This is a genomic window from Geodermatophilus sp. CPCC 206100, from assembly GCF_048569675.1.
Taxonomy (GTDB): domain Bacteria; phylum Actinomycetota; class Actinomycetes; order Mycobacteriales; family Geodermatophilaceae; genus Geodermatophilus.
On sequence record NZ_JAQISV010000017.1, the window covers coordinates 26,097 to 47,872 of the forward strand.

General features: G+C 73.9%; 19 protein-coding genes. 16 read left to right on the plus strand and 3 right to left on the minus strand.

The annotated features are described in order from the left end of the window. Window positions 1–76 precede the first annotated feature (76 nt). The gene (locus tag PGN05_RS10025) at window positions 77–835 is read left to right on the plus strand and encodes a hypothetical protein (protein WP_419752387.1); all 759 of its coding nucleotides are present in this window, start codon (window positions 77–79) and stop codon (window positions 833–835) included. Here PGN05_RS10025 and PGN05_RS10030 read toward each other — a convergent pair. Continuing rightward, the gene (locus tag PGN05_RS10030; protein WP_419752388.1) at window positions 832–1,269 is read right to left on the minus strand and encodes a hypothetical protein; all 438 of its coding nucleotides are present in this window, start codon (window positions 1,267–1,269) and stop codon (window positions 832–834) included. The two genes, PGN05_RS10025 and PGN05_RS10030, sit on opposite strands and share 4 nt — an antisense overlap. Further along, complete coding sequence (locus PGN05_RS10035) at window positions 1,262–1,627, minus strand: hypothetical protein (RefSeq protein WP_419752389.1); 366 nt, start codon at window positions 1,625–1,627, stop codon at window positions 1,262–1,264. Before PGN05_RS10035 ends, PGN05_RS10030 begins: the two co-directional genes overlap by 8 nt. A 137-nt stretch (window positions 1,628–1,764) precedes the next feature. On the opposite strand from PGN05_RS10035, the gene PGN05_RS10040 reads away from it, so the two are divergent. After that, on the plus strand, window positions 1,765–2,610 hold the full coding sequence (locus PGN05_RS10040) for a PaaX family transcriptional regulator C-terminal domain-containing protein (RefSeq protein ID WP_419752390.1): 846 nt from the start codon (window positions 1,765–1,767) through the stop codon (window positions 2,608–2,610). Here PGN05_RS10040 and PGN05_RS10045 read toward each other — a convergent pair. Next, the gene (locus tag PGN05_RS10045; RefSeq protein ID WP_419752391.1) at window positions 2,580–3,572 is read right to left on the minus strand and encodes an aldo/keto reductase; all 993 of its coding nucleotides are present in this window, start codon (window positions 3,570–3,572) and stop codon (window positions 2,580–2,582) included. The two genes, PGN05_RS10040 and PGN05_RS10045, sit on opposite strands and share 31 nt — an antisense overlap. A 137-nt stretch (window positions 3,573–3,709) precedes the next feature. On the opposite strand from PGN05_RS10045, the gene PGN05_RS10050 reads away from it, so the two are divergent. The 14 genes from PGN05_RS10050 to PGN05_RS10115 all read left to right on the plus strand — a co-directional run bounded on the left by PGN05_RS10050 (window position 3,710) and on the right by PGN05_RS10115 (window position 21,639). Continuing rightward, window positions 3,710–4,717, plus strand: coding sequence for a siderophore ABC transporter substrate-binding protein (locus PGN05_RS10050; protein ID WP_419752392.1), 1,008 nt, complete (start codon window positions 3,710–3,712; stop codon window positions 4,715–4,717). 76 nt (window positions 4,718–4,793) lie between these two features. Continuing rightward, entirely contained in the window at window positions 4,794–5,771 is a 978-nt protein-coding gene (locus tag PGN05_RS10055) for an ABC transporter permease (protein ID WP_419752393.1), read from the plus strand. Next, a complete protein-coding gene (locus PGN05_RS10060) occupies window positions 5,761–6,783 on the plus strand; it encodes an iron chelate uptake ABC transporter family permease subunit (protein WP_419752394.1) in 1,023 nt (340 codons plus the stop codon). Before PGN05_RS10055 ends, PGN05_RS10060 begins: the two co-directional genes overlap by 11 nt. After that, window positions 6,780–7,538, plus strand: coding sequence for an ABC transporter ATP-binding protein (locus PGN05_RS10065; RefSeq protein ID WP_419752395.1), 759 nt, complete (start codon window positions 6,780–6,782; stop codon window positions 7,536–7,538). Before PGN05_RS10060 ends, PGN05_RS10065 begins: the two co-directional genes overlap by 4 nt. A 162-nt stretch (window positions 7,539–7,700) precedes the next feature. Continuing rightward, complete coding sequence (locus tag PGN05_RS10070) at window positions 7,701–9,482, plus strand: N-acetylglutaminylglutamine amidotransferase (RefSeq protein ID WP_419752396.1); 1,782 nt, start codon at window positions 7,701–7,703, stop codon at window positions 9,480–9,482. Window positions 9,483–9,484: 2 nt separating this feature from the next. Continuing rightward, on the plus strand, window positions 9,485–11,257 hold the full coding sequence (ngg, locus tag PGN05_RS10075; RefSeq protein ID WP_419752397.1) for an N-acetylglutaminylglutamine synthetase: 1,773 nt from the start codon (window positions 9,485–9,487) through the stop codon (window positions 11,255–11,257). 47 nt (window positions 11,258–11,304) lie between these two features. Further along, complete coding sequence (gene crcB / locus PGN05_RS10080) at window positions 11,305–11,697, plus strand: fluoride efflux transporter CrcB (RefSeq protein ID WP_419752398.1); 393 nt, start codon at window positions 11,305–11,307, stop codon at window positions 11,695–11,697. Then, window positions 11,694–12,044 (plus strand): fluoride efflux transporter FluC, encoded by a 351-nt coding sequence (locus PGN05_RS10085; protein ID WP_419752399.1) that lies wholly within the window; start codon window positions 11,694–11,696, stop codon window positions 12,042–12,044. The genes crcB and PGN05_RS10085 overlap by 4 nt, the downstream gene beginning before the upstream one ends. 72 nt (window positions 12,045–12,116) lie before the next feature. Continuing rightward, the gene (locus PGN05_RS10090) at window positions 12,117–13,508 is read left to right on the plus strand and encodes an alpha,alpha-trehalose-phosphate synthase (UDP-forming) (protein ID WP_419752400.1); all 1,392 of its coding nucleotides are present in this window, start codon (window positions 12,117–12,119) and stop codon (window positions 13,506–13,508) included. Further along, complete coding sequence (gene otsB / locus PGN05_RS10095; RefSeq protein ID WP_419752401.1) at window positions 13,505–14,248, plus strand: trehalose-phosphatase; 744 nt, start codon at window positions 13,505–13,507, stop codon at window positions 14,246–14,248. The genes PGN05_RS10090 and otsB overlap by 4 nt, the downstream gene beginning before the upstream one ends. 201 nt (window positions 14,249–14,449) lie before the next feature. Continuing rightward, a complete protein-coding gene (locus tag PGN05_RS10100; protein WP_419752402.1) occupies window positions 14,450–16,051 on the plus strand; it encodes a methyl-accepting chemotaxis protein in 1,602 nt (533 codons plus the stop codon). A 211-nt stretch (window positions 16,052–16,262) separates the two neighbouring features. After that, window positions 16,263–17,906: a methyl-accepting chemotaxis protein gene (locus tag PGN05_RS10105; protein ID WP_419752403.1), complete on the plus strand. Its 1,644-nt coding sequence runs from the start codon at window positions 16,263–16,265 to the stop codon at window positions 17,904–17,906. A gap of 159 nt (window positions 17,907–18,065) precedes the next feature. Next, window positions 18,066–19,694, plus strand: a complete 1,629-nt coding sequence (locus PGN05_RS10110) for a methyl-accepting chemotaxis protein (RefSeq protein WP_419752404.1) — start codon at window positions 18,066–18,068, stop codon at window positions 19,692–19,694. A gap of 337 nt (window positions 19,695–20,031) precedes the next feature. After that, window positions 20,032–21,639 carry a methyl-accepting chemotaxis protein gene (locus PGN05_RS10115; RefSeq protein ID WP_419752405.1) on the plus strand — a complete coding sequence of 536 codons (1,608 nt, stop codon included), beginning with the start codon at window positions 20,032–20,034 and terminating at the stop codon, window positions 21,637–21,639. Window positions 21,640–21,776: the final 137 nt, after the last annotated feature.

The window sequence follows — 21,776 nt, forward strand, 5'->3', positions numbered from 1 at the left end:
GCCAGGTGTGGGCTCGGGCCCCGTGGGCAACCACCTCGGAGAGGCGCTGCGTGCGCCGGGGAGGGAGACGATCGCGATGGGACTGCTCGACCGGCTCTTCGGCCGACGCCGCTCCGGGTACGACGACGGGCACGCCCGCGCCTACGGCGGCTACGAGGCTCCGCCCCCTCCCCCGCAGCCACCGGCCGGGCGCTCGGAGGACCAGCAGGCGGTCGAGCGCTACCGGTACCTGCTGAAGACGGCGCCGCCCGACCAGATCGAGGAGGCGCACGCCGAGGCGTTCGCCAAGCTGACCCCGCAGCAGCGGCAGGAGGTGCTGGTCCAGCTGGCCGCCGCGGTGCCCTCGGGTGAACGCCCGAGCTCGGACGACCCGCGCAGCCTGGCCCGCGCCGCGACCCGCGCCGAGGTCCGCCAGCCGGGCACCCTCGAGCGCGCCTTCGGCGGCGGTTACGGGCCGGGCTACGGCCCGGGTCACGGCGGCCGCGGCTACGGCGGCGGCTTCGGCGGCGGCGGCTACGGGCCGAGCTTCGGCGGCATGATGGGCGCCAGCCTGCTGGGCACGGTCGGGGGCCTGGTGGTCGGGACGGCGGTCGCCGACGCCCTGTTCGACACCGGGATCGGTGACGGCGGGCTCTTCGGCGGCGGTGACGAGGAGGCCTACGCCGAGGGCTACGAGGACGGTGCCGGAGCCGACGGCGGCGACGCCGGAGGGGACTATGGCGGTGACCCCGGTGCCGACTTCGCGAGTGGGGCCGACGGCGGCTGGGGCGACTCCGGTGGTGACTTCGGCGGCGGCGGTGACTTCGGAGGGGACTTCGGCGGCGGGGAGTTCTAGCCGCTCGCACCGGGCCGGGACGCCGGGCGGCCGGACCGGCGCAGCCAGAGCAGCCCCAGCACCGGCAGCACCAGCGGGACGAACAGGTAGCCGCGGCCGTAGTCCGACCACACCGTCTCGTCCGGGAAGGCGGCCGGGTCCAGCAGCGACAGCGTGCCCACGACCAGCACGCCGACCAGTTCGGTGGTGATCGCGACCAGCGCGGTGCGCCGTCCGCCGCGGGCCAGGGCGACCGTCGCCACGGCGTAGACCACCGCCGCCAGCGCGGAGAGCAGGTAGGCGACCGGCGCCTCGGCGAACCGGGTGGACAGCTGCACCGCCGCCCGCGCCCCCGCGGCCAGGGCGAAGACGCCGTAGACGGCGACCAGCACCCGGCCCGGTCCTCCCGCGGTCGCGCCGTCCACGCGCCGCCCGCCCGGCGCCGTCTCAGCCACCCGTCGCCTCCCACAGCTGCAGCAACCGCCAGATCATGACCCCGACCGTGGCCGCCGCCACGGCCAGCACGGTCCCCGCCCAGCGGGTCGGCTCCGACCGCGCCCACAGGACCCCCGCGATCGGCAGCAGCACGATCCCCGCCAGGTAGCCCAGGAAGGTGGGGGTGTCCGCGGGGCGCTCCCCGCGCACCAGCAGGACGACGGCCAGCACCGCCTGCACCAGCAGCAGCGCCTCCAGCAGCGCCGCCCCCCACAGGTGCAGCAGCCCGGTCCGCCGCCGGGCGAACGTCGAGGCGAGGCCGGCGACGGCGAGCAGGGCGGCGACCACGGTCACCGCCACCACGAGCGGGAGGGTCACCGGGCGGACCCCGTGGTGGAGGCGGCGAGCACGGGTGCCATCCTCCCGCGTAGGGGGAGAGTCCCGGGCACCGCCCTCGGGCCGGGACGGACACCACGGGGGCGCGCTCAGCACCGGGGCGCGTCGAAAGGACCTCCATGACCGTCCGTGAACTCGTCGTCGACCTGTTCGCCGAGCACCTCGACCCCGTCACCGACCGCCCGGTGCGCCTGCGCTCCCTCGTGGAGCTGCTGGAGGCCCTGGACGTCGCCGAGCCGACCACGCGGATGACGACGGCGGCCCTGCGCCGCGCGGGCTGGCTGGCGGCCTCCCGCCGGGGCCGGGAGACGCTCTACTCCCCCACCGAGGTCCTCCGGGACGCCGTCCGGACCCGGTGGGCCCGGCTCGACGAGCGGCTGGGGCCGTGGGACGGCCGGTGGCGCGTGGTGATCTACACCGTTCCCGAGACCGACCGGGCCGCCCGCGAGCGGGTCCGCCGCACCCTCACCCGGCACGGGTTCGGCCCCCTGGCGCCGGCGACCTGGCTGTCCCCGCACCGGGTGGCCCTGGACGACGTCCGCACGGACCTGGCGGGTGAGCCGATCAGCCGCCTGGACCTGCTCACCGCCCAGCTGACGCCCGAGACCGGCGGGTCCGACGTGGACCTCGCCGCCCGGTGCTGGGACCTGCACGGCGTGGCCGCCGCCTACCGGCAGGAGATCGAGCACCTCCGGGCGGTCCTCGCCGGCCCCGAGCCCGACGGCCGGCAGGCGCTGGTCAGCCACCTGCGCACGCTGGGCCGGGTGCGGCGGGTCGCGGTCGGCGACCCGATGCTGCCCGACGCGCTGCGGCCGCCGGGCTGGCCCGGTAACGAGCTGCGGGAGGTGTGGAGCGAGTTCTGCGCGGCGGTGGTGGAGCCCGCCCGCCGGTACGTCGCCGAGCTGCTGGGCGGGCACGACCGGCCGCGCCCTGATCAGCGGTGGACCGTCGACATGTCCGGGTAGCGGTCCCCCGCGGTGGCCCCGGCCGGAGCCGCCTCGTCCAGTCGGCGGAGGTCGTCCCCCGTCAGCCGGACGTCGGCGGCCGCGGCGTTCTCCTCGAGGTAGGCGACCCGCTTGGTGCCGGGGATCGGAACGACCGTCGGACCGTTCCCGCGCCCGCTCTGCGCCATGACCCACGCCAGCGCGAGCTGGGTCGCGGTGACGCCCTTCTCCTCGGCGATCTCCCGGACGCGGTCCACCAGCTCCAGGTTGCGGGCGAAGTTCTCCCCCTGGAAGCGCGGGTTGCGGCGGCGGAAGTCGTCGGGCGCCAGGTCGTCGAGGCTGCGGATCTGGCCGGAGAGGAAGCCGCGGCCGATCGGCGAGTAGGCGACGAAGCCGATGCCGAGCTCGGCGCAGGTGGCCAGCACGCCGTCGTCCTCGGGGTCGCGGGTCCACAGCGAGTACTCGGTCTGGACGGCGGTCACCGGCTGGACGGCGTGCGCCCGCCGGATGGTCTCCGGCGCGGCCTCCGAGATGCCGGTGTACCGCACCTTGCCGGCCTCGACGAGCTCGCGCAGGGCGCCCCAGGTGTCCTCGACCGGGACCGTGGTGTCGACGCGGTGCTGGTAGTAGAGGTCGATGACCTCGACGCCGAGCCGCTGCAGCGAGGCGTCGCAGGCCCGGCGCACGTAGTCGGGGCGGCCGTTGATGCCGCGGAACGAGCCGTCCTCCCCGCGCTCGTTGCCGAACTTGGTGGCGAGGACGACCTCGTCGCGGCGTCCCGCGATCGCCTGCCCGACCAGCCGCTCGTTGGTGAAGGGCCCGTACATGTCGGCGGTGTCCAGGAAGGTGACGCCCAGGTCCACGGCCCGCCGGATGGTCGCCTCGGCCTCGGCCTGGTCGCCGGTCCCGTAGAACTCGCTCATCCCCATGCAGCCCAGTCCCTGGGCCGGGACGGTCAGCTCCCCCAGTGCGCGCATCTCCATGGCCCCGTGCCTGCCCGCCGGCCGGTCCCGTCAACCGGCCGGTGCGGACCCGGTTGACAGGCGCAACGGGGGGTGTGACAGGTTAGGCATCCCTTAGTGAGGGCAGCCTCACCTCAGACCGGTACGACAGGAGCCCGATGCGCACCACCGCCCGGCCGCTGGCCGCCCTCTCCCTGACCGTCGCCGCCACGCTGGCCCTCGGCGCGTGCGGCGAGGGGGACACCACCGCCGAGGCCGCCGCCGGGACCGAGACGGTCTCCTTCACGTGGGACCGGAACACCGCCGCCGAGGACCAGGACCCCGTGCTCGAGGAGACCACGGTCGACGTCCCGAAGGACCCGCAGAAGATCGTCGTCTTCGACATGGCCAGCCTGGACACCATCGGCGCGCTGGGGGGCGAGGTCGCCGGCGCTCCGCTCGAGTCCGTGCCGGACTACCTGGAGGGGTACCTCGCCGACGACGCGTTCAACGCGGGCACGCTGTTCGAGGCCGACCTCGTCGAGGTCGAGTCGCAGCAGCCCGACCTCATCGTCATCGGCGGCCGCTCGTCGGCGCTCTACGAGGACCTGAGCGAGATCGCACCGACGGTCGACCTGAGCCTGCGCGGCTCGTACACCGAGAACCTCGAGCGCAACGCCACCTTCCTCGGCGAGGTGCTCGGCGCCGAGGACGAGGCGGCCGCCGCGATCGCCGAGATCGAGGCGGGCATCGAGGAGGCGCGGGCCGCCACCGCCGACGCGGGCACGGGCCTGGGCGTCATGGTCTCCGGCGGCGAGCTGAGCGCGCTGGCCCCGGCCGGCGACGGCTCCGACGCGCGCGGCGCCCGTGGCGGCCTCATCTACGACGCCTTCGGCGTGCAGCCCGTGGTGGACGACATCGCCGCCGCCACCCACGGCGAGCCGGTCTCCTTCGAGTTCCTGCTCGAGACCGACCCCGACTACCTCTGGGTCGTCGACCGGGACGCCGCCACCGGCGAGGGGACCCAGTCGGCCGAGGCCGTGCTCGACAACGACATCGTGAAGCAGACGAAGGCGGCCCGGGACGGCCACATCGTCTACCTCGACCCGACGGCCTGGTACATCGTGTTCGGCGGCATCGACACCACGAAGATCATGATCGACGACGTCCTGCAGATCGCCGCGTGACCCACGTGGCAGCGGCCGGGCGCCTCCCCCGTCAGTGACGGCGCTCGACACCCCCTCGACGAGCACCCCTGCCCGCGTGCGGCCCGGCCGCACCTGGGTGGGGGTGCTCGTCGGCGTCCTCCTCGCGGTCCTCGCGCTGGCGAGCCTGTTCGTCGGCGTCTCGGACGTGTCGCCGGTGTCCGTCCTCGCGGCCGGCCCGGACGGCTCCGCGGCCTTCCTGCTCGTGGTGAGCCGCGTCCCGCGCACCGTCGCGGTCGTCCTCGTCGGCGCCTCCCTGGGCATCGCCGGGCTGATCATGCAGATGCTGGTGCGCAACAAGTTCGTGGAGCCGGGCACCACGGGCGTCAGCGAGTTCGCCACCCTCGGCATGCTCGTCACGATCGTGTTCTTCCCGGGCATGGCCGTCATCGGGAAGATGGGCGTCGCCGCGGTCTTCGGCCTCGTCGGCACCTGGGTCTTCCTCCGCGTGGTGCGGGTCGTGCCGGTGCGCCAGCTCGTGCTCGTCCCGCTGGTCGGCATCATGCTCGGCGGGGTCGTGGGCGCCGTGACGACCTTCTTCGCCTACCGACTGGACCTGCTGCAGTCCCTCGGGCAGTGGTCGCAGGGCAGCTTCGCCACGGTCATGCAGGGGCGCTACGAGTTCGTGTGGATCGCGGGGCTCATGGTCGGCGTCGCCTGGCTGGCCGCCGACCGCTTCAGCGTGATCGGCCTGGGTGAGGAGTTCGCGACCAACCTCGGGCTCGACTACCGACGCGTCGTCGCGGTCGGCATGGTGGTCATCGCGGTGATCACGGCGGCGGTGCTCGTGACCGCCGGCCTGATCCCCTTCCTGGGGCTCGTCGTGCCGAACGTCGTCAGCCTCATCATCGGCGACAACGTGCGCCGCGCGATCCCGTGGGTCGCGGGCCTCGGAGCGGTGTTCGTCCTCGGCTGCGACATCCTCGCGCGGCTCGTGCGCTTCCCCTACGAGATCCCGCTGTCGGTCATCGTCGGCGTCATCGGCGCGGCGCTGTTCCTCTGGCTGCTGCTGCGGAGGCGGAGCGGTGCTCACTGATCCCGCTCCCCCGGCGTCCCGTGCCATCGCCCGCGCGCCGCGCCTCCGGGTCGACCGGCGCTGGGCGGACCCCCGCGTCCGGCTGGCCGCGCTCGGCCTCGCCGTCCTGGGCCTGGCCGCCGGCTACTGCTTCACCGACGTCCCCGGCTCGCTGGCCTTCGCCCTGGAGATCCGCGGTCGCACGGTGCTCGCGATGCTCGTCGTCGCGGCGGCGGTCGGGGTGTCGACGGTGGTCTTCCACACGATCACGCAGAACCGCATCCTCACCCCCTCGATCATGGGGTTCGACGCCTTCTACGTGCTGATCTCGACCGTCATCGTGTTCTCCGCCGGCTCGGCGTCGTTCCTGGCCGCCGACCCGGTGACGCTGTGGCTCGTCCAGGTCGTCGTGATGGTGGCGTTCAGCGTCACCCTGTTCACCTGGTTGTTCGGCGGCCGGCGACGCTCGATCCACCTCATGCTGCTGGTCGGGATCGTGCTGGGCACGTTCTTCCGCAGCTTCACCGAGTGGATGCAGCGGATGCTCGACCCGCTGGACTTCCAGGTGCTCTCCGACGCCGTGTTCGCCTCGCTCACCCGGCCCGACGAGACGCTGCTGCTGCTCAGCGCGCTGCTCGTCGTCCTCGGCTGCGCCGCGGTCGTGCCGCTGCTGCGCACCCTCGACGTGCTGACCCTGGGCGAGCCGACGGCCGTGGGCCTCGGCGTCGACCACCGCCGGGTCGTCATGACCCTCTTCACGATCGTCTCGGTCATGATCGCCGCGTCGACCGCGCTGGTCGGGCCGATCCTGTTCCTCGGGCTGATCGTCGCCAACCTGGCCTACTCCTACGCGGGCTCCTTCCGCCACGTGTGGACGGTGCCCACCGCCGTGCTCATCGGCATGGTGTGCCTGCTGGGCGGCCAGCTGGTCCTCGAGCGGGCGCTCGGCTTCGGCGGCACCCTGTCCACGGTCATCGACTTCGCCGGCGGGCTGTTCTTCCTCCACCTCGTCCTGCGGAAGGTGGCGCGATGATCACGCTCGAGGGCGTCACCAAGCGCTATGCCGGCCGGCCGGTGATCGACGACCTGTCGATCGGCTTCGGCGAGGAGGGCGTGACCGCGCTCATCGGCCCGAACGGCGCAGGCAAGACCACCCTGTTCAGCCTCGTCGGCCGCCTCCTCCGGCCCGATGCCGGCCGGATCACGGTCGACGGCCTGGACGTCGCGACGACGCCGTCCAGCCGGCTGGCCACCACCCTCGCCGTGCTGCGCCAGGACAACCACGTCGCCGCGCGGCTGACCGTGCACGACCTGGTGGAGTTCGGCCGGTTCCCGCACTCCCGCGGGCGCCTGACGGTGGACGACCGCGAGCACATCGAGCGGGCGATCGCCTACCTCGAGCTCGACGCCTACCGGACCCGGTTCCTCGACGAGCTCTCCGGCGGCCAGCGCCAGCGCGCCTTCATCGCGATGGTGCTCGCGCAGGACACGAAGTACGTGCTGCTCGACGAGCCGCTCAACAACCTCGACCTGCGGCACATGACGGAGATCATGCGGCTGGTCCAGAAGATGGCCGACGAGCTCGGCAAGCGGGTCGTCACCGTGCTCCACGACATCAACTTCGCGGCGACGTACGCCGACCGGATCGTCGCGATGCGGGACGGGGTCGTCGTGGCGGACGCGGCGTCGCGCGAGATCATGCGCCCGGAGGTCCTCGCGGCCGTCTACGACACGACCGTCGACGTCCGCGAGATCGACGGCCGGCCGGTCGCCCTCTACTACGGCTGAGGTCTCCTCCGGCCCGTCCCCGCGCCCCCGAGCCGGCCAGCGGAGGGGTGGAGAGCGCCGTCCCCGCCCCTCCGTTCCACGTGGAACCGGCCCGTGTTTCACGCGTGTGACGTTCTCGTCGCCCCCTGGCGGGTCATCCGGGACGGGGGTTGGATCGAACTCATGTGTGGCCTCTCCGGCGAGATCCGGTTCGACGGCACCCTGGCCGACACCACCGCCGTGGCACGGATGGTGGAGGCCCTGGTCCCCCGTGGGCCGGACGGCCAGGGCTCGTGGAGCAGCGGCCCGGTCGCCTTCGGGCACCGCCGGCTGTCGGTCATCGACCTGTCCCCGCACGGGTCGCAGCCGATGGTGGACAGCGAGCTGGGCCTGACCGCCGTCTTCAACGGCTGCATCTACGACTACCAGGAGCTGCGCGCCGAGCTGGAGGGGCACGGCTACCGCTTCTTCTCCACCAGCGACACCGAGGTGATCCTCAAGGGCTACCACCACTGGGGCACCGACGTCGTCGACCACCTGCACGGGATGTTCGTCTTCGTCATCCACGAGCGGGACACCGGCCGGGTGGTGCTCGCCCGCGACCGGCTGGGCATCAAGCCGCTGTACCTCAGCGAGACGCCCGGCCGGCTGCGGTTCGCCTCGTCGCTGCCCGCACTGCTGCGGGCGGGGGACGTCGACACCTCGATCGACCCGGTCGCGCTGCACCACTACCTCACCTGGCACGCCGTCGTCCCGGCACCGCGAACGATCCTCAACGGCGTCCGCAAGCTGCCCCCGGCCACGGTGCGGGTGCTGGAGGCCGACGGCACCAGCCGCGAGCACCGCTACTGGAACGCCAGCTACGAGCGCCACCCCGAGCACGCCTCCTGGTCCGACCGCGACTGGGAGGACGCCATCGAGGAGGCGCTGCGGGTCGCCGTCCGCCGCCGGCTGGTCTCCGACATCCCGGTCGGCGTGCTGCTGTCCGGCGGGCTGGACTCCAGCCTCATCGTCGGGCTGCTCGCGCAGGAGGGGCAGACCGGGCTGGCCACCTACTCGATCGGCTTCGAGGCCGCCGGCGGGCGCGAGGGCGACGAGTTCCAGTACTCCGACGTCATCGCCGAGCGCTTCGGCACCGACCACCACCGCATCCGCGTGGCCTCCGACGAGCTGGTCGCGGCGCTGGACCACGCGATCGGCGCGATGGCCGAGCCGATGGTCAGCCACGACGTCGTCGCCTTCGACCTGCTGTCGGAGCGGGTCAGCCAGTCCATCCGCGTCGTGCAGTCCGGGCAGGGCGCCGACGAGGTGTTCGCCGGCTACCACTGGTACCCGCCGCTGGCCGGCCGCGGCCGGGACGAGGCCGTGGACCGCTACGCGGCGGCGTTCTTCGACCGCGACGCGGCCGACATGGCCCGCCTGGTCGCCGACCGCTACACGGTGGACGGCGACCCGAGCCTCGAGTTCGTCCGGCAGCACATGGGCATGGCCGGCGCGCAGACCGCGGTGGACGCCGGCCTGCGCCTGGACAGCGAGGTCATGCTGGTCGACGACCCGGTGAAGCGGGTGGACAACATGTCCATGGCGTGGGGCCTGGAGGCCCGGGTGCCCTTCCTCGACCACGACCTCGTCGAGCTGGCCGCCATGTGCCCGCCCGAGCTCAAGCTCGCCGACGGCGGCAAGGGCGTGCTCAAGGCGATCGGCCGCCGGATCATCCCGCCGGAGGTCATCGACCGGCCCAAGGGCTACTTCCCCGTCCCGGCGATCACCCACCTCGAGGGCAAGGTGCTCGACCTGGTGCGCGACGCGCTCACCGGGGAGGCCGCCCGCGAGCGCGGGCTGTTCCGCCCGGAGTACGTCCGGGACCTGCTGGCCGACCCGAACGGTGAGCTGACCCCGCTGCGCGGCAACAAGCTGTGGCAGCTGGGCCTGCTGGAGCTGTGGCTGCAGACGCACGGGGTCTGAGCGTGGCCGCGCGCATCGCGGGGCACCGCCGCCGGACGACGGTGGCGGACACCCCCTCGTTCACCAGCCGCTCGTGGCAGCAGCCCTCGGAGCACCAGCGCCAGGGGATGGCCACCGACGTCGTCCTGGACGTCGGCTGGGGCCGGCTGGTGTTCGGCCAGACGTTCGCCGACCTGCGCGGCATCGTCGACGCCCTGCGGGCCGAGGAGACCGGGCGCCGCGACATCTGCATCTACCCGCGCGATCCGCACGTCCTCGTGGGGCTGGCGCCCGACGAGCTGTTCATCGACCCCAGCTACACCTACCGGCTCGACCTGCACCGCTACCGGCCCCGGCACGAGCTGATCCGCGGCGTCTTCGTCCGCACGGTCACCTCGCTGGCCGAGATGGGCCAGGTCAACGACATCTACGCCCGCAACGCGATGGTGACCGGCGACCCGGGGACCATGTGGGCCAACCACCGCACCCGGACCTTCACCTATCTGGTGGCCGAGGACCGCCGGACGGGCGCCATCGTCGGCACGGTCACCGGGGTGGACCACGTGCTCGCCTTCGACGACCCCGAGGGCGGCGCCAGCCTGTGGTGCCTGGCGGTGCACGCCCAGGACGCCCCGCCCGGGACCGGCGAGGCACTGGTCCGGGTGCTGGCCGAGCGCTACGTCGGCCGCGGCCGGTCCTACCTGGACCTGTCGGTGCTGCACGACAACGCGGGCGCCATCGCGCTCTACCGCAAGCTGGGGTTCCAGCGCACGCCGGCGGTCTGCGTGAAGCGCAAGAACCCGATCAACACGCCCCTGTTCGCCGCGCGCCCGCCGGGCCTGGCCGAGGTCAACCCCTACGCCCGGATCATCGCCGAGGAGGCGCTGCAGCGCGGCGTCCGCGTCGAGGTGACCGACCCCGAGTGGGGGGAGATGCGGCTCTCCCTCGGCGGGCGCACCGTGCTCACCCGCGAGTCGCTGTCGGAGTTCACCACCGCCGTCGCCCTGAGCCGCTGCGACGACAAGCGGGTCACCCGCCGGATCATGGAGCGCGCCGGCGTGCGGGTGCCCCGGGGCGCGGTGGTGCGCGACGGCGAGCTGGACGACGGCCGGAGGCTGCTCGACCAGTGCGGCGAGGTGGTGGTCAAGCCGGCCCGCGGCGAGCAGGGCCGCGGCATCACCGTCGGCGTGACCTCCCCCGAGGCGCTGGAGCGGGCGGTGCGGCTGGCGCTGCAGTTCTGCCCCGACGTCCTGGTCGAAGAGCTGGTCCCGGGCGACGACCTGCGCGTGGTGGTCATCGACCACGAGGTCGTCGCCGCCGCGGTGCGCCGTCCGGCCGAGGTGGTCGGCGACGGCCGCACGCCGGTCACCCGGCTGGTCGAGGCCACCAGCCGGCGCCGGGAGCGGGCGACGGGCGGGGAGTCCCGGATCCCGCTGGACGACACCACCGCCGAGGTGGTGGCCGAGTCCGGCTACGACATGGACGACGTGCCGCCCGCCGGGGAGCACGTCCGGGTCCGGCGGACGGCGAACCTGCACACCGGCGGCACCATCGAGGACGTCACCGACCGCCTGCACCCGGCGATCGCGCAGGCCGCCGTCCGGGCCAGCCGGGCCATCGGCATCCCGGTGACCGGGCTGGACTTCCTGGTCCCCGACGTGGGAGGCCCCGAGCACGTGTTCATCGAGGCCAACGAGCGGCCCGGGCTGGCCAACCACGAGCCGCAGCCGACCGTCGAGCGCTTCGTCGACCTGCTCTTCCCCGAGACCCGCCGACGCTCCGGACCCCAGGCATAGGAAGCTCTACCCGCGTCCGCCGGCCGGTGACGCGGGTAGAGCTTCCTATGCCTGGGGGTCGTGTGGCGTACGTGCTGGCCGCGGCGGGCGGCGTCCTGGGCGCGCTGGCGCGGTGGGGCGTCGCGGAGGCGCTCCCCCACCGCTCGGGCAGCTGGCCCTGGGCGACCCTGACGGTGAACCTCGCCGGCTGCCTGCTGATGGGTGTGCTGCTCGGGTTCCTGGCCCGCCACTCCCCCGAGCCGGCCTGGGTCCGCCCGTTCCTCGCCGTCGGCGTGCTGGGCGGCTTCACCACGTACTCGGCCTTCGCCGTGGAGACCGTCGCGCTGGCCGACGCCGGCGCGCTCCCCCTGGCCGCCGGGTACGTGCTGGCGTCGGTGCTCGGCGGGGTGCTCGCGGTCGCGGCGGGCGCGGCGGCGGTCCGCCGCGGAGCGCCCCGGTGACCCCGCTGCTGGTCGCGGCCGGCGCCCTGGCCGGGGCGCCCCTGCGGCTGCTGGCGACCCGGCTGGCCGGCCGCGGCGGGCGGGACCCGGCCTCGGGGACCCTGGCGGTGAACGTGGCCGGCAGCGCCGTCCTGGGCGCGCTGCTGGGGTGGGGCGGCGCCCCGGCGGAGGTGGTGACCCTGGTGGGCACCGGCTTCTGCGGAACGCTCACCACGTTCTCGACCTTCGGCAGCGACGTCGTCCGCCTGGCCGGGCGCACACTGCTCCGGGCGCTGGCCTACACGCTGGCCACCGTGGTGCTCGGGCTGGGCGCGGCCGCGCTGGCGTTCCTCCTCGCAGCCGGGTGAGGGTCCACGGCGCGTTCCGGCGTCGACCTCAGTAGGGTCGGGACCGGTATGGCTGGGACATCGGCAGGACACGTGCGAGCGGACAGCCCCGTCGTCGTGGTGGCCAACCGGCTACCGGTCGACCAGGTGACCGACCCCGACGGCAGCACCCGCTGGCAGCGCAGCCCTGGCGGCCTGGTGACCGCCCTGGAGCCGTTCGTCGCGGGGCGCGGCGGCGCGTGGGTGGGCTGGTCCGGCTCGGCCGGCGAGGCGCCGGAGCCGTTCGAGTCCGGCGGGATGCAGCTGATCCCGGTGGAGCTCTCCGAGGAGGAGGTGGACCGCTACTACGAGGGCATGTCCAACGCCTCGCTGTGGCCGCTCTACCACGACGTCGTCGAGAAGCCCGAGTACCACCGGACCTGGTGGGACACCTACGTCCAGGTCAACAAGCGCTTCACCGAGCGCACCGCGGAGGTCGCCGCCGAGGGTGCGATCGTCTGGGTGCACGACTACCAGCTGCAGCTGGTGCCGGCCATGCTCCGGCAGCGCCGCCCCGACCTCACCATCGGGTTCTTCCTGCACATCCCGTTCCCGCCCTACGAGCTGTTCACCCAGCTGCCCTGGCGCTCGGCGATCGTGGAGGGCCTGCTCGGCGCCGACCTGGTCGGCTTCCAGCGGCCGAGCGCGGCGGCGAACTTCGTCCAGCTGGCCCGCCGGCTGCACGAGCTCCCGGCACGCGGCACGACGATCGAGTACGACGGCCGCACGGTCACCGCCCGCGCCTTCCCGATCTCCATCGACGTCGCCGCCTTCGACGAGCTGGCGAGCTCGCCGGAGGTGGTCCAGCGGGCCAAGGAGATCCGCGACGAGCTCGGCAACCCGGAGAAGATGATCCTCGGCGTGGACCGGCTGGACTACACCAAGGGCATCGCCGTCCGGCTCTCGGCGTTCGAGGAGCTGCTCGAGGACGCCGTCCTGGAGGCGCCGGGGACGGTCCTGGTCCAGGTCGCCACCCCCAGCCGGGAACGGGTCGAGCACTACGTGCACATGCGCGAGACCATCGAGCAGCAGGTCGGGCACATCAACGGCATCTACGGCACCCTCGGCGGGCCGGCCGTGCACTACATCAACCAGTCGGTGCCGCGGGAGGAGCTGGCCGCCCTCTACCGGGCCGCCGACGTCATGCTCGTGACGCCGTACCGCGACGGGATGAACCTGGTGGCCAAGGAGTACGTAGCCGCCCGCGGCGACCTCGGCGGCGCGCTGGTGCTGTCGGAGTTCGCCGGTGCGGCCGCCGAGCTGCGCCAGGCCTACCTGGTCAACCCGCACGACATCGCGGGCGTCAAGAACCAGCTGGTGCGGGCACTGCGGCAGGAGCCGGGCGAGGGCGCCAAGCGGATGCGGGCCATGCGCCGGCACCTGTTCAAGAACGACCTCGAGCACTGGGCGACGTCCTTCTTCGACGCCCTGCGCGCCCAGGCATGAGCGCCCTGCCCGCCGACCTCGGCGCGGTGCTGGCCGGGCTGGCCGGCCGGCGGCCGCTGCTGGTGGCCAGCGACTACGACGGCGTCCTGGCCCCGCTGGTCGGGGACCCGTCGGCGGCGGTCCCCTCCCCCGGCGCCGTCGCGGCGCTGGACCGGGTGGCGGCGTGCGACGGGGTCGTCGTCGCCCTGGTGAGCGGGCGCGGCGTGGCCGACCTGCAGGCGGTGAGCGGTCTCTCCGGCCCCTACCGCTGGGTCGGCAGTCACGGCGCGGAGTTCGACGGGCCGCTGACCGGTGAGCTGGCCGACCGCCGCGACGCGCTCGCCGAGCGCCTCGCGCCGCTGGTGGCCGCCGTCCCCGGCGCGCTGCTCGAGGTCAAGCCGGCCAGCGTGGCGGTGCACGTCCGGCAGGTCACCGACCGGGCGGCGGCCGCGGCACTCCTGGAGGAGGCGCACCGGGCGGCGGATCCGTCACTGACGCTGAAGCCGGGCAAGGAGGTGCTCGAGCTCGCCGTGACCGACGCGGACAAGGGCAGTGCCCTGCTGCGGCTGCGCGAGGAGCTCGGCGCCGCCGCGGCGGTGTACCTCGGCGACGACCTCACCGACGAGGACGCGTTCCGCGCCCTGCCCGCCGGCGACGTCACCGTGAAGGTGGGCGCGGGGCCGACGGCGGCCCGGTTCCGCCTGGCCGACCCCGCCGCCGTCGTCCCCTTCCTCGAGGAACTCGCCGACCGGCTCGCCTGAGCCGCGCTGCGCCATTCCACCGGAATGGTCGCGCGCCCTCTCCGGGCCGCACCGGGGGATGTCGACAAACGGTCCCTCGGCCATTCGGTCACCGCATTCTCGGGCACGATCAGGTCACCGTCCGCCGTGGCGACGTCGCTGTTGTTGGAGTAGGTCCAACCATGGCGTCGTCCCACCCCCGGAAATGCTCAGGACGTCGCCGTGCACACCTCCCCCGCTCCCCTACCCCCCTCCGCGTCCTGGTTCGCCGACCGCCCCCTCGCGGTCAAGTTCGGCCTCCTCGTCGGGGTCGTCGTGCTGGCCCTGGCCGGGCTGCTCGGCAGCGTCGTCTCCGGCAACGCCACGGTCCGGGGGCTCAACGAGGAGCTCGCCGTGCTGGCCGACGCGCAGAGCCTCGTCCTGCAGCTGGACACCCGCGCCAGCGAGCTCAAGGTGGACGGCTTCAAGGCCGCCGTCCGCGAGGTGCCGGCGGAGCAGCTGGCCGAGCTCGCCGACGACATCGCCACCCCCGAGCAGCTGATCGACGAGCTCGACGGCCTCGGGCTGACGGGACGACCGGCGACCGCGGTCAGCGCCCTCGAGGCCGACTTCGGCGACTACACGGCCGCCATCCAGGCCTTCGTGGCCGGCGCGGTCGCCGACCAGGCCGGCGCCCGGGCGGGCTGGGCGGACATCCAGGCGGCCAACGACCTCACCGACGGGGCGGTGGAGGCGGCCAAGGACGCCATGGAGGCGGCGACCGAGGACGCCGAGGCCCGGCTCGGGGCGGCGATCGAGCGCACGCAGCTGACGACGATGGTGGTCGCCGGCCTGGGCCTGGCGCTCGTGCTGGCCCTCAGCCGGTTCACGACGCGGTCGGTCACTCGGCCGGTCCGGCGGGTGCAGGCGGCGCTGGAGGCACTGGCGACCGGCGATCTGACCGTGTCCAGCGGGGTGCGGTCCCGGGACGAGGTCGGCCGGATGGCGACCGCCCTCGCCGCCGCCCAGGACGGCGTGCGGGCGGTGCTCACCGAGGTCACGGCGTCGGCGGCCGCGGTGGCGGCGGCCTCGGAGGAGTTGAGCGCCTCCTCGGCCCAGATCGCCGCCGCGGCGGAGGAGACCAGTGCGCAGTCGGCGGTGGTGGCCGGCGCGACGGAGGAGGTTTCCCGCGGGGTGGAGACGGTGGCCGCCGGCGCGGAGCAGATGGGCGCGAGCATCCGGGAGATCGCCTCGAGCGCGGCGGAGGCGTCGGACGTCGCCGCTCGGGCGGTGGCCGCGGCGGGGACGACGACGTCGACCGTGGCGAGGCTGGGGGAGTCCTCGGCGGAGATCGGCAACGTGGTGAAGGTGATCACGAGCATCGCGGAGCAGACGAACCTGCTGGCGCTCAACGCGACTATCGAGGCGGCGCGGGCCGGGGAGGCGGGCAAGGGCTTCGCGGTGGTGGCCAACGAGGTGAAGGAGCTGGCCCAGGAGACGGCGAAGGCGACCGAGGACATCGTCCGCCGGGTGCAAGCCATCCAGGGCGACACGACCGCGGCCGTCGCGGCGATCGACGAGATCAGCACGATCGTCGGCCAGATCTCCGACCGGCAGACCACGATCGCGTCGGCGGTGGAGGAGCAGACCGCCACGACCAGCGAGATGTCCCGCTCGGTGCACGAGGCGGCGGGCGGCTCGGGCCAGATCGCGGAGAACATCACGGGCGTCTCCGCGGCCGCCGGGGCGACGACCCAGGCGCTGACCCAGACCCGCACTGCGGTCGACGAGCTGTCCCGGATGGCCGCCGACCTGCGCACCTGCGTCGGGCGGTTCACGTACTGACGCCGGCACCGGACGGCGGTGGACAGGTCGACATGGGAACTGCGGAATGGCGTCGACCGACCTTTCTCGAGCGCCCGACGCGACACGCCACGCCAATGTGTGCCCGCGCCGTCCGGAATGCACACCATTGCTCCACGCAATCCCACGGACACCGCCCGGGAACCATTTCCCGGGCATCCCGTCCGGCCCCGCCACGTCTTGAGGACCGTTCATGACCGCCCGCTCCGCCCCGTTCCGCACGGCGTCCCCGCCCGTACCGACCCGCCGCTCCTGGTGGGGCGACCTGGGGGTGCGGACCAAGGTGCTCGCCGTCGTCGCCGTCGCCGCCGTGGCCGCCCTCGTCGTGGGCGTCCAGGGGCTCGCCTCCCTCAGCGGTGCCGCCGAGCGCACCTCCCAGATGCACACCCAGAACGTCGCCGCGGTGCAGCTGGCCGAGGAGATGCGCTTCCAGCTGATGAACATCCGGTTCACCAGCACCAGCCGCACCTACGCCACGACGCCGGAGCTGGTGAAGACCTACAGCGACGCGCGCGAGGTCGCCCGGCAGGCCTTCGTCGCGGCCGGGGAGCAGTTCGTGGACGTGCCCGGCACGTCCGCCGCCGACCAGGCCGCGGTCGACGAGGTCCTCGCCGACATGGACCAGTACTTCCAGTTCGGCCTGCAGATGGACGCCATGCTCGCCGCCGGCCAGCTGCCGCAGCGTGACGCTCTGCGCAAGGAGCAGATCACCCCCCTCACCGAGGAGATGGTGGCCGACATCGAGGGGCTCACCGCCGCCGCCACGGAGGCGGCCGCCGCCGACGCTGCGGCCGCGCGTGCCTCCTACGAGAGCACCCGGACCACGCTGGTCGTCGTCCTGGTCGTCGGCCTGGCCGCCGCGCTCACCTGCGGCTTCCTGCTCGCTCGCAGCTTCTCCCGGGCGCTGGGCCAGATGCAGCGGTCGGCCGAGGCGCTGGCCGAGGGTGACCTGACCGTCGCCACCGGGCTGCGCACCCGCGACGAGGTGGGCCGCACCGGCACCGCGCTGGACGGCGCGATCGGTGAGATGCGCTCCGTGCTCGCGTCGGTGGCTGCCTCGGCGGACGCCGTCGCGGCGTCCTCGGAGGAGTTGTCGGCGTCCTCGGCGCAGATCTCGGCGTCGGCGGAGGAGACCAGCGCGCAGTCCGGGGTGGTGTCCGGTGCCGCGGAGGAGGTGTCGCGCAACGTGCAGACGGTCGCGGCCGGCGCGGAGCAGATGGGCGCCAGCATCCGGGAGATCGCGACCAACGCCGCGGAGGCCTCGGATGTGGCGGCGCGGGCGGTGACGGCGGCGGAGACGACGACGGCGACGGTGGCCAAGCTGGGGGAGTCCTCGGCCGAGATCGGCAACGTGGTCAAGGTGATCACGAGCATCGCGGAGCAGACGAACCTGCTGGCGCTGAACGCCACCATCGAGGCGGCGCGGGCCGGGGAGGCGGGCAAGGGGTTCGCGGTGGTGGCCAACGAGGTCAAGGAGCTGGCGCAGGAGACGGCGAAGGCGACCGAGGACATCGCCCGGCGGGTGCAGGCCATCCAGGGTGACACCGGGGCGGCGGTGACCGCGATCGGGGAGATCTCCCAGATCGTGGCCCAGATCTCCGACCGGCAGACCACGATCGCCTCGGCGGTGGAGGAGCAGACCGCCACCACGAATGAGATGTCGCGGTCGGTGCAGGAGGCCGCGCAGGGGTCGGGGCAGATCGCGGAGAACATCACCGGGGTCTCCAGTGCCGCCGGCGCGACCACTCAGGCGCTGACCCAGACCCGCACCGCGGTGGACGAGCTGTCCCGGATGGCCGCCGACCTGCGCACCAGCGTCGCCCGCTTCACCTACTGATCCACCCACCGGAGGACCGCAGGCCGGCGTGGCGACTTCCCCCGCCGCGCCGGCCCAGCGGGCTCCGGCGCCGCACCGCCTCGCCTCGACCGTGGCGGGACCAGGCGCGGGAGCCACCGCACCACCTGACCCGCCACCCCGACCGCTCGAGGAGAGCCGATGACCGCCGTCCGCACCCCAGCTGTGTCGCACCGCCGCCCGCGGTGGTGGGGCGACCGCAGTGTCACCACCAAGGTGCTGGCCACCGTCGGGACCTCCGCCGTGGTCACCGCTGCGGTCGCGGCCATGGGGATCAACGGCCTGGCGCTGGCGGTCGAGGACACCCACGCGATGTACGCCCACAACCTCACCGGCGTCGAGGCCGCGGCCGACATGGAGTCGGTGCTGAACCGGATCAGGGTCAACGCCCGGGACATGGTCCTGGCGGTGGACCCCCAGGCCGCCCGGCGCAGCGTCGACGAGCTCGACGTCCTGCACGAGGAGTTCGAGCACGTGGTTGCCGACTACTCGGCCAGCGGCCTGGAGCCCGAGGAGCAGGCGGTCGTGGACGAGGTCGTCCGGGGGATGGACGACTACGAGACCGTCGTCCGGGACACGCTGGCGCCGCTCGCCCTCGCCGGCGACGTCCGGGGCTGGGTGGCCGCCGACGACGCGCAGGGGCGGCCGCTGGTCGCCGCGCTCACCGAGCAGGTCGGCGGGCTCCGCGACCTGGAGGACACCAAGGCACGGGCCCTCGACGCGGCCGTCCGCGCGGACTACGAGTCCGAGCGCACCTGGTCGATCGTGTTGTCCGTGGCCGGGATCGTCCTCGCCGGGGGCATCGGCCTCGCCGTCGCCCGCGGCATCGCCCGCAGCGTGCGCCGGGTGGAGGTGGTGACGCGGGCGCTGGCTCTCGGGGACCTGACCCGCAGCGCCGACCTGGGCACCCGGGACGAGCTCGGCCGCATGGGGGAGTCGCTGGACACGGCGGTGGCCGCGGTGCGCGGCGTCCTCGCGACGGTGGCCACGTCGGCGGACGCGGTGGCGGCGGCGTCGGAGGAGCTCTCGGCGTCCTCGGCGCAGATCGCCGCTGCCGCGGAGGAGACCAGCACCCAGTCGACGGTCGTCTCGGGTGCCGCCGAGGAGGTCTCCCGCGGGGTGGAGACGGTGGCCGCCGGCGCCGAGCAGATGGGCGCGAGCATCCGGGAGATCGCGACCAACGCCGCGGAGGCCTCGAGCGTGGCCGCGCAGGCCGTGGCGGCGGCCGCGTCCACCACGGCCACCGTGGCGAGGCTGGGGGAGTCCTCGGCCGAGATCGGCAACGTCGTCAAGGTGATCACGAGCATCGCCGAGCAGACCAACCTGCTGGCGCTGAACGCCACCATCGAGGCCGCCCGCGCCGGCGAGGCCGGCAAGGGCTTCGCGGTGGTCGCCAACGAGGTCAAGGAGCTGGCCCAGGAGACGGCGAGGGCCACCGAGGACATCGCCCGCCGGGTGCAGGCCATCCAGGGCGACACCACCGCCGCGGTGACCGCGATCGACGAGATCAGCACGATCGTCGCCCAGATCAGCGACCGGCAGACCACCATCGCCTCGGCGGTGGAGGAGCAGACCGCGACCAGCAGCGAGATCAGCCGCTCGGTGCACGAGGCCGCCACCGGCTCGGGCCAGATCGCCGCGAACATCACCGGTGTGTCGGCCGCGGCGGAGTCCACGACCCAGGCACTGACCCAGACCCGCACTGCCGTGGACGAGCTGTCCCGGATGGCGGCCGACCTGCGCACCGGCGTGGCGGCGTTCACCTGCTGAGAGAGGGCCACCGCTGGACGGGCTCCGCAGGGCGCAGAACGCGCCCTCGGAGCCCGTCGGCGTTCCCGGACGCCGGTGTCGCCGGCCCGCCCGCATTCCCGGGAAATGGTCGTCGATCCGCCCGGTCGACGTGTCGACAATGGAGCGCGACGAGTTCCCGGGGGCGTCCGTGTCGATTCCTCGACGCCATTCCCCGGGGTCACCGCGCTTTCTCCTCGCGACACGTTTCACTTCGCAATTCGGTGCCGGAACGGCTCTATGTTCGTTCCAGCGACCGCGTACCGAGGACGGTGGTCGGCGCTACACCCCCTTCCCGTGCGCACAGCAGGAGTTCGGCATGTCATCCAGTTCACCCACCCGTCGCCGCGGCGGCTGGTTCGCCGACCGTCCCGTCGGCGTCAAGATCGGCGCCGTCGTGGCACTCCTGGCGGTGGTCGTCCTGGCGACCAACGTCCTCGCGGTGTCCCGCATCGGCGGCATGCGCGACCACCAGGAGCGCATCTACGCCGAGAACCTCGAGCCGCTGAACGCGCTGTCCGCCGTCCAGCGGGCGACCGCCGCGCACCGCGCCCGGGTGCTGGAGTACGCCGTCTCCAGCCCGGCCCGGCGGATCGAGCTGCTGGGGGAGATGGACGAGAAGCAGGCCGACGTCGACGCCGCCCTCGCCGACTACGAGCCCTTCGTGGTCGACCGCGCCGCCATGGACGAGTACCAGGCGTCGCGCGAGGAGTTCCTCCAGAGCAACACCACCCAGCTGTTCCCGGCCGCCGACCGCGGCGACCTGGCCGGCTACGCGCAGCTGTACCGCGACGTCTCCAGCCCCCTGCTGACCGCCATCGCCGACGGGCTCGAGGAGGAGGGCGTGGCGCAGTCGGCCGAGGCCGCCGCCCGCAACGCCGACGCCGAGCGGGACGCCGCCGCCGCGATCACCACGCTCCTGGTCACCGCGCTGCTCAGCGTGCTGCTGGCCGCCGTCGCGACCGTGGTCGTGGTGCGCCGCCTGGTCGGGACGGTCCGCTCGGTGCAGCGCACCGCCGAGGCGATGGCCCGCGGCGACCTGACCGTCGCCACCGGCGTGGAGTCGGCCGACGAGCTCGGCCGCATGGCCGCCGCCCTCGACGACGCCCAGGCCGGCCTGCGCGGCGTGCTGACCGCGGTGGTCTCCTCCGCGGACGCGGTGGCGGCGTCGTCGGAGGAGCTCTCGGCGTCCTCGGCGCAGATCGCCGCCTCGGCGGGCGAGACCTCGGCGCAGTCGGGGGTCGTGGCGTCGGCGGCCGAGGAGGTCAGCCGGAACGTGCAGACGGTCGCGGCCGGTGCCGAGCAGATGGGCGCGAGCATCCGGGAGATCGCCAGCAACGCCGCGGAGGCCAGCCAGGTCGCCGCCCGCGCGGTGGACGCCGCGGCCAACACGACGGTCACCGTCGCCAAGCTGGGCGACTCCTCGGCCGAGATCGGCAACGTCGTCAAGGTGATCACGAGCATCGCCGAGCAGACCAACCTGCTGGCGCTCAACGCCACCATCGAGGCCGCCCGCGCCGGCGAGGCCGGCAAGGGCTTCGCGGTGGTCGCCAACGAGGTCAAGGAGCTGGCGCAGGAGACGGCGAAGGCGACCGAGGACATCGCCCGCCGGGTGCAGGCCATCCAGGGCGACACGACCGCGGCCGTCGCGGCGATCGACGAGATCAGCACGATCGTCGCCCAGATCTCCGACCGGCAGACCACCATCGCCAGCGCGGTGGAGGAGCAGACCGCGACCACGAGCGAGATGTCGCGCTCCGTCGCGGAGGCGGCCGGCGGCACCGGCGAGATCGCGGTCAACATCACCGGGGTCTCCAGCGCCGCGGACTCCACCACCCAGGCGCTGACCCAGACGCGCACCGCGGTGGACGAGCTGTCCCGGATGGCCGCCGACCTGCGCACCAGCGTGGGCCGCTTCACCTTCTGAGCGACAGCGCGAGACACCCGCGAGGGGTGCGCGGCCACGGGGCCGCGCACCCCTCGCGGCGTTCTCTCGACACGTCTCGCGAAGTCGACAAGGCGGCTCCCGGCGGACGGCGGCCGACAATTCCGACGGGCGTCGCC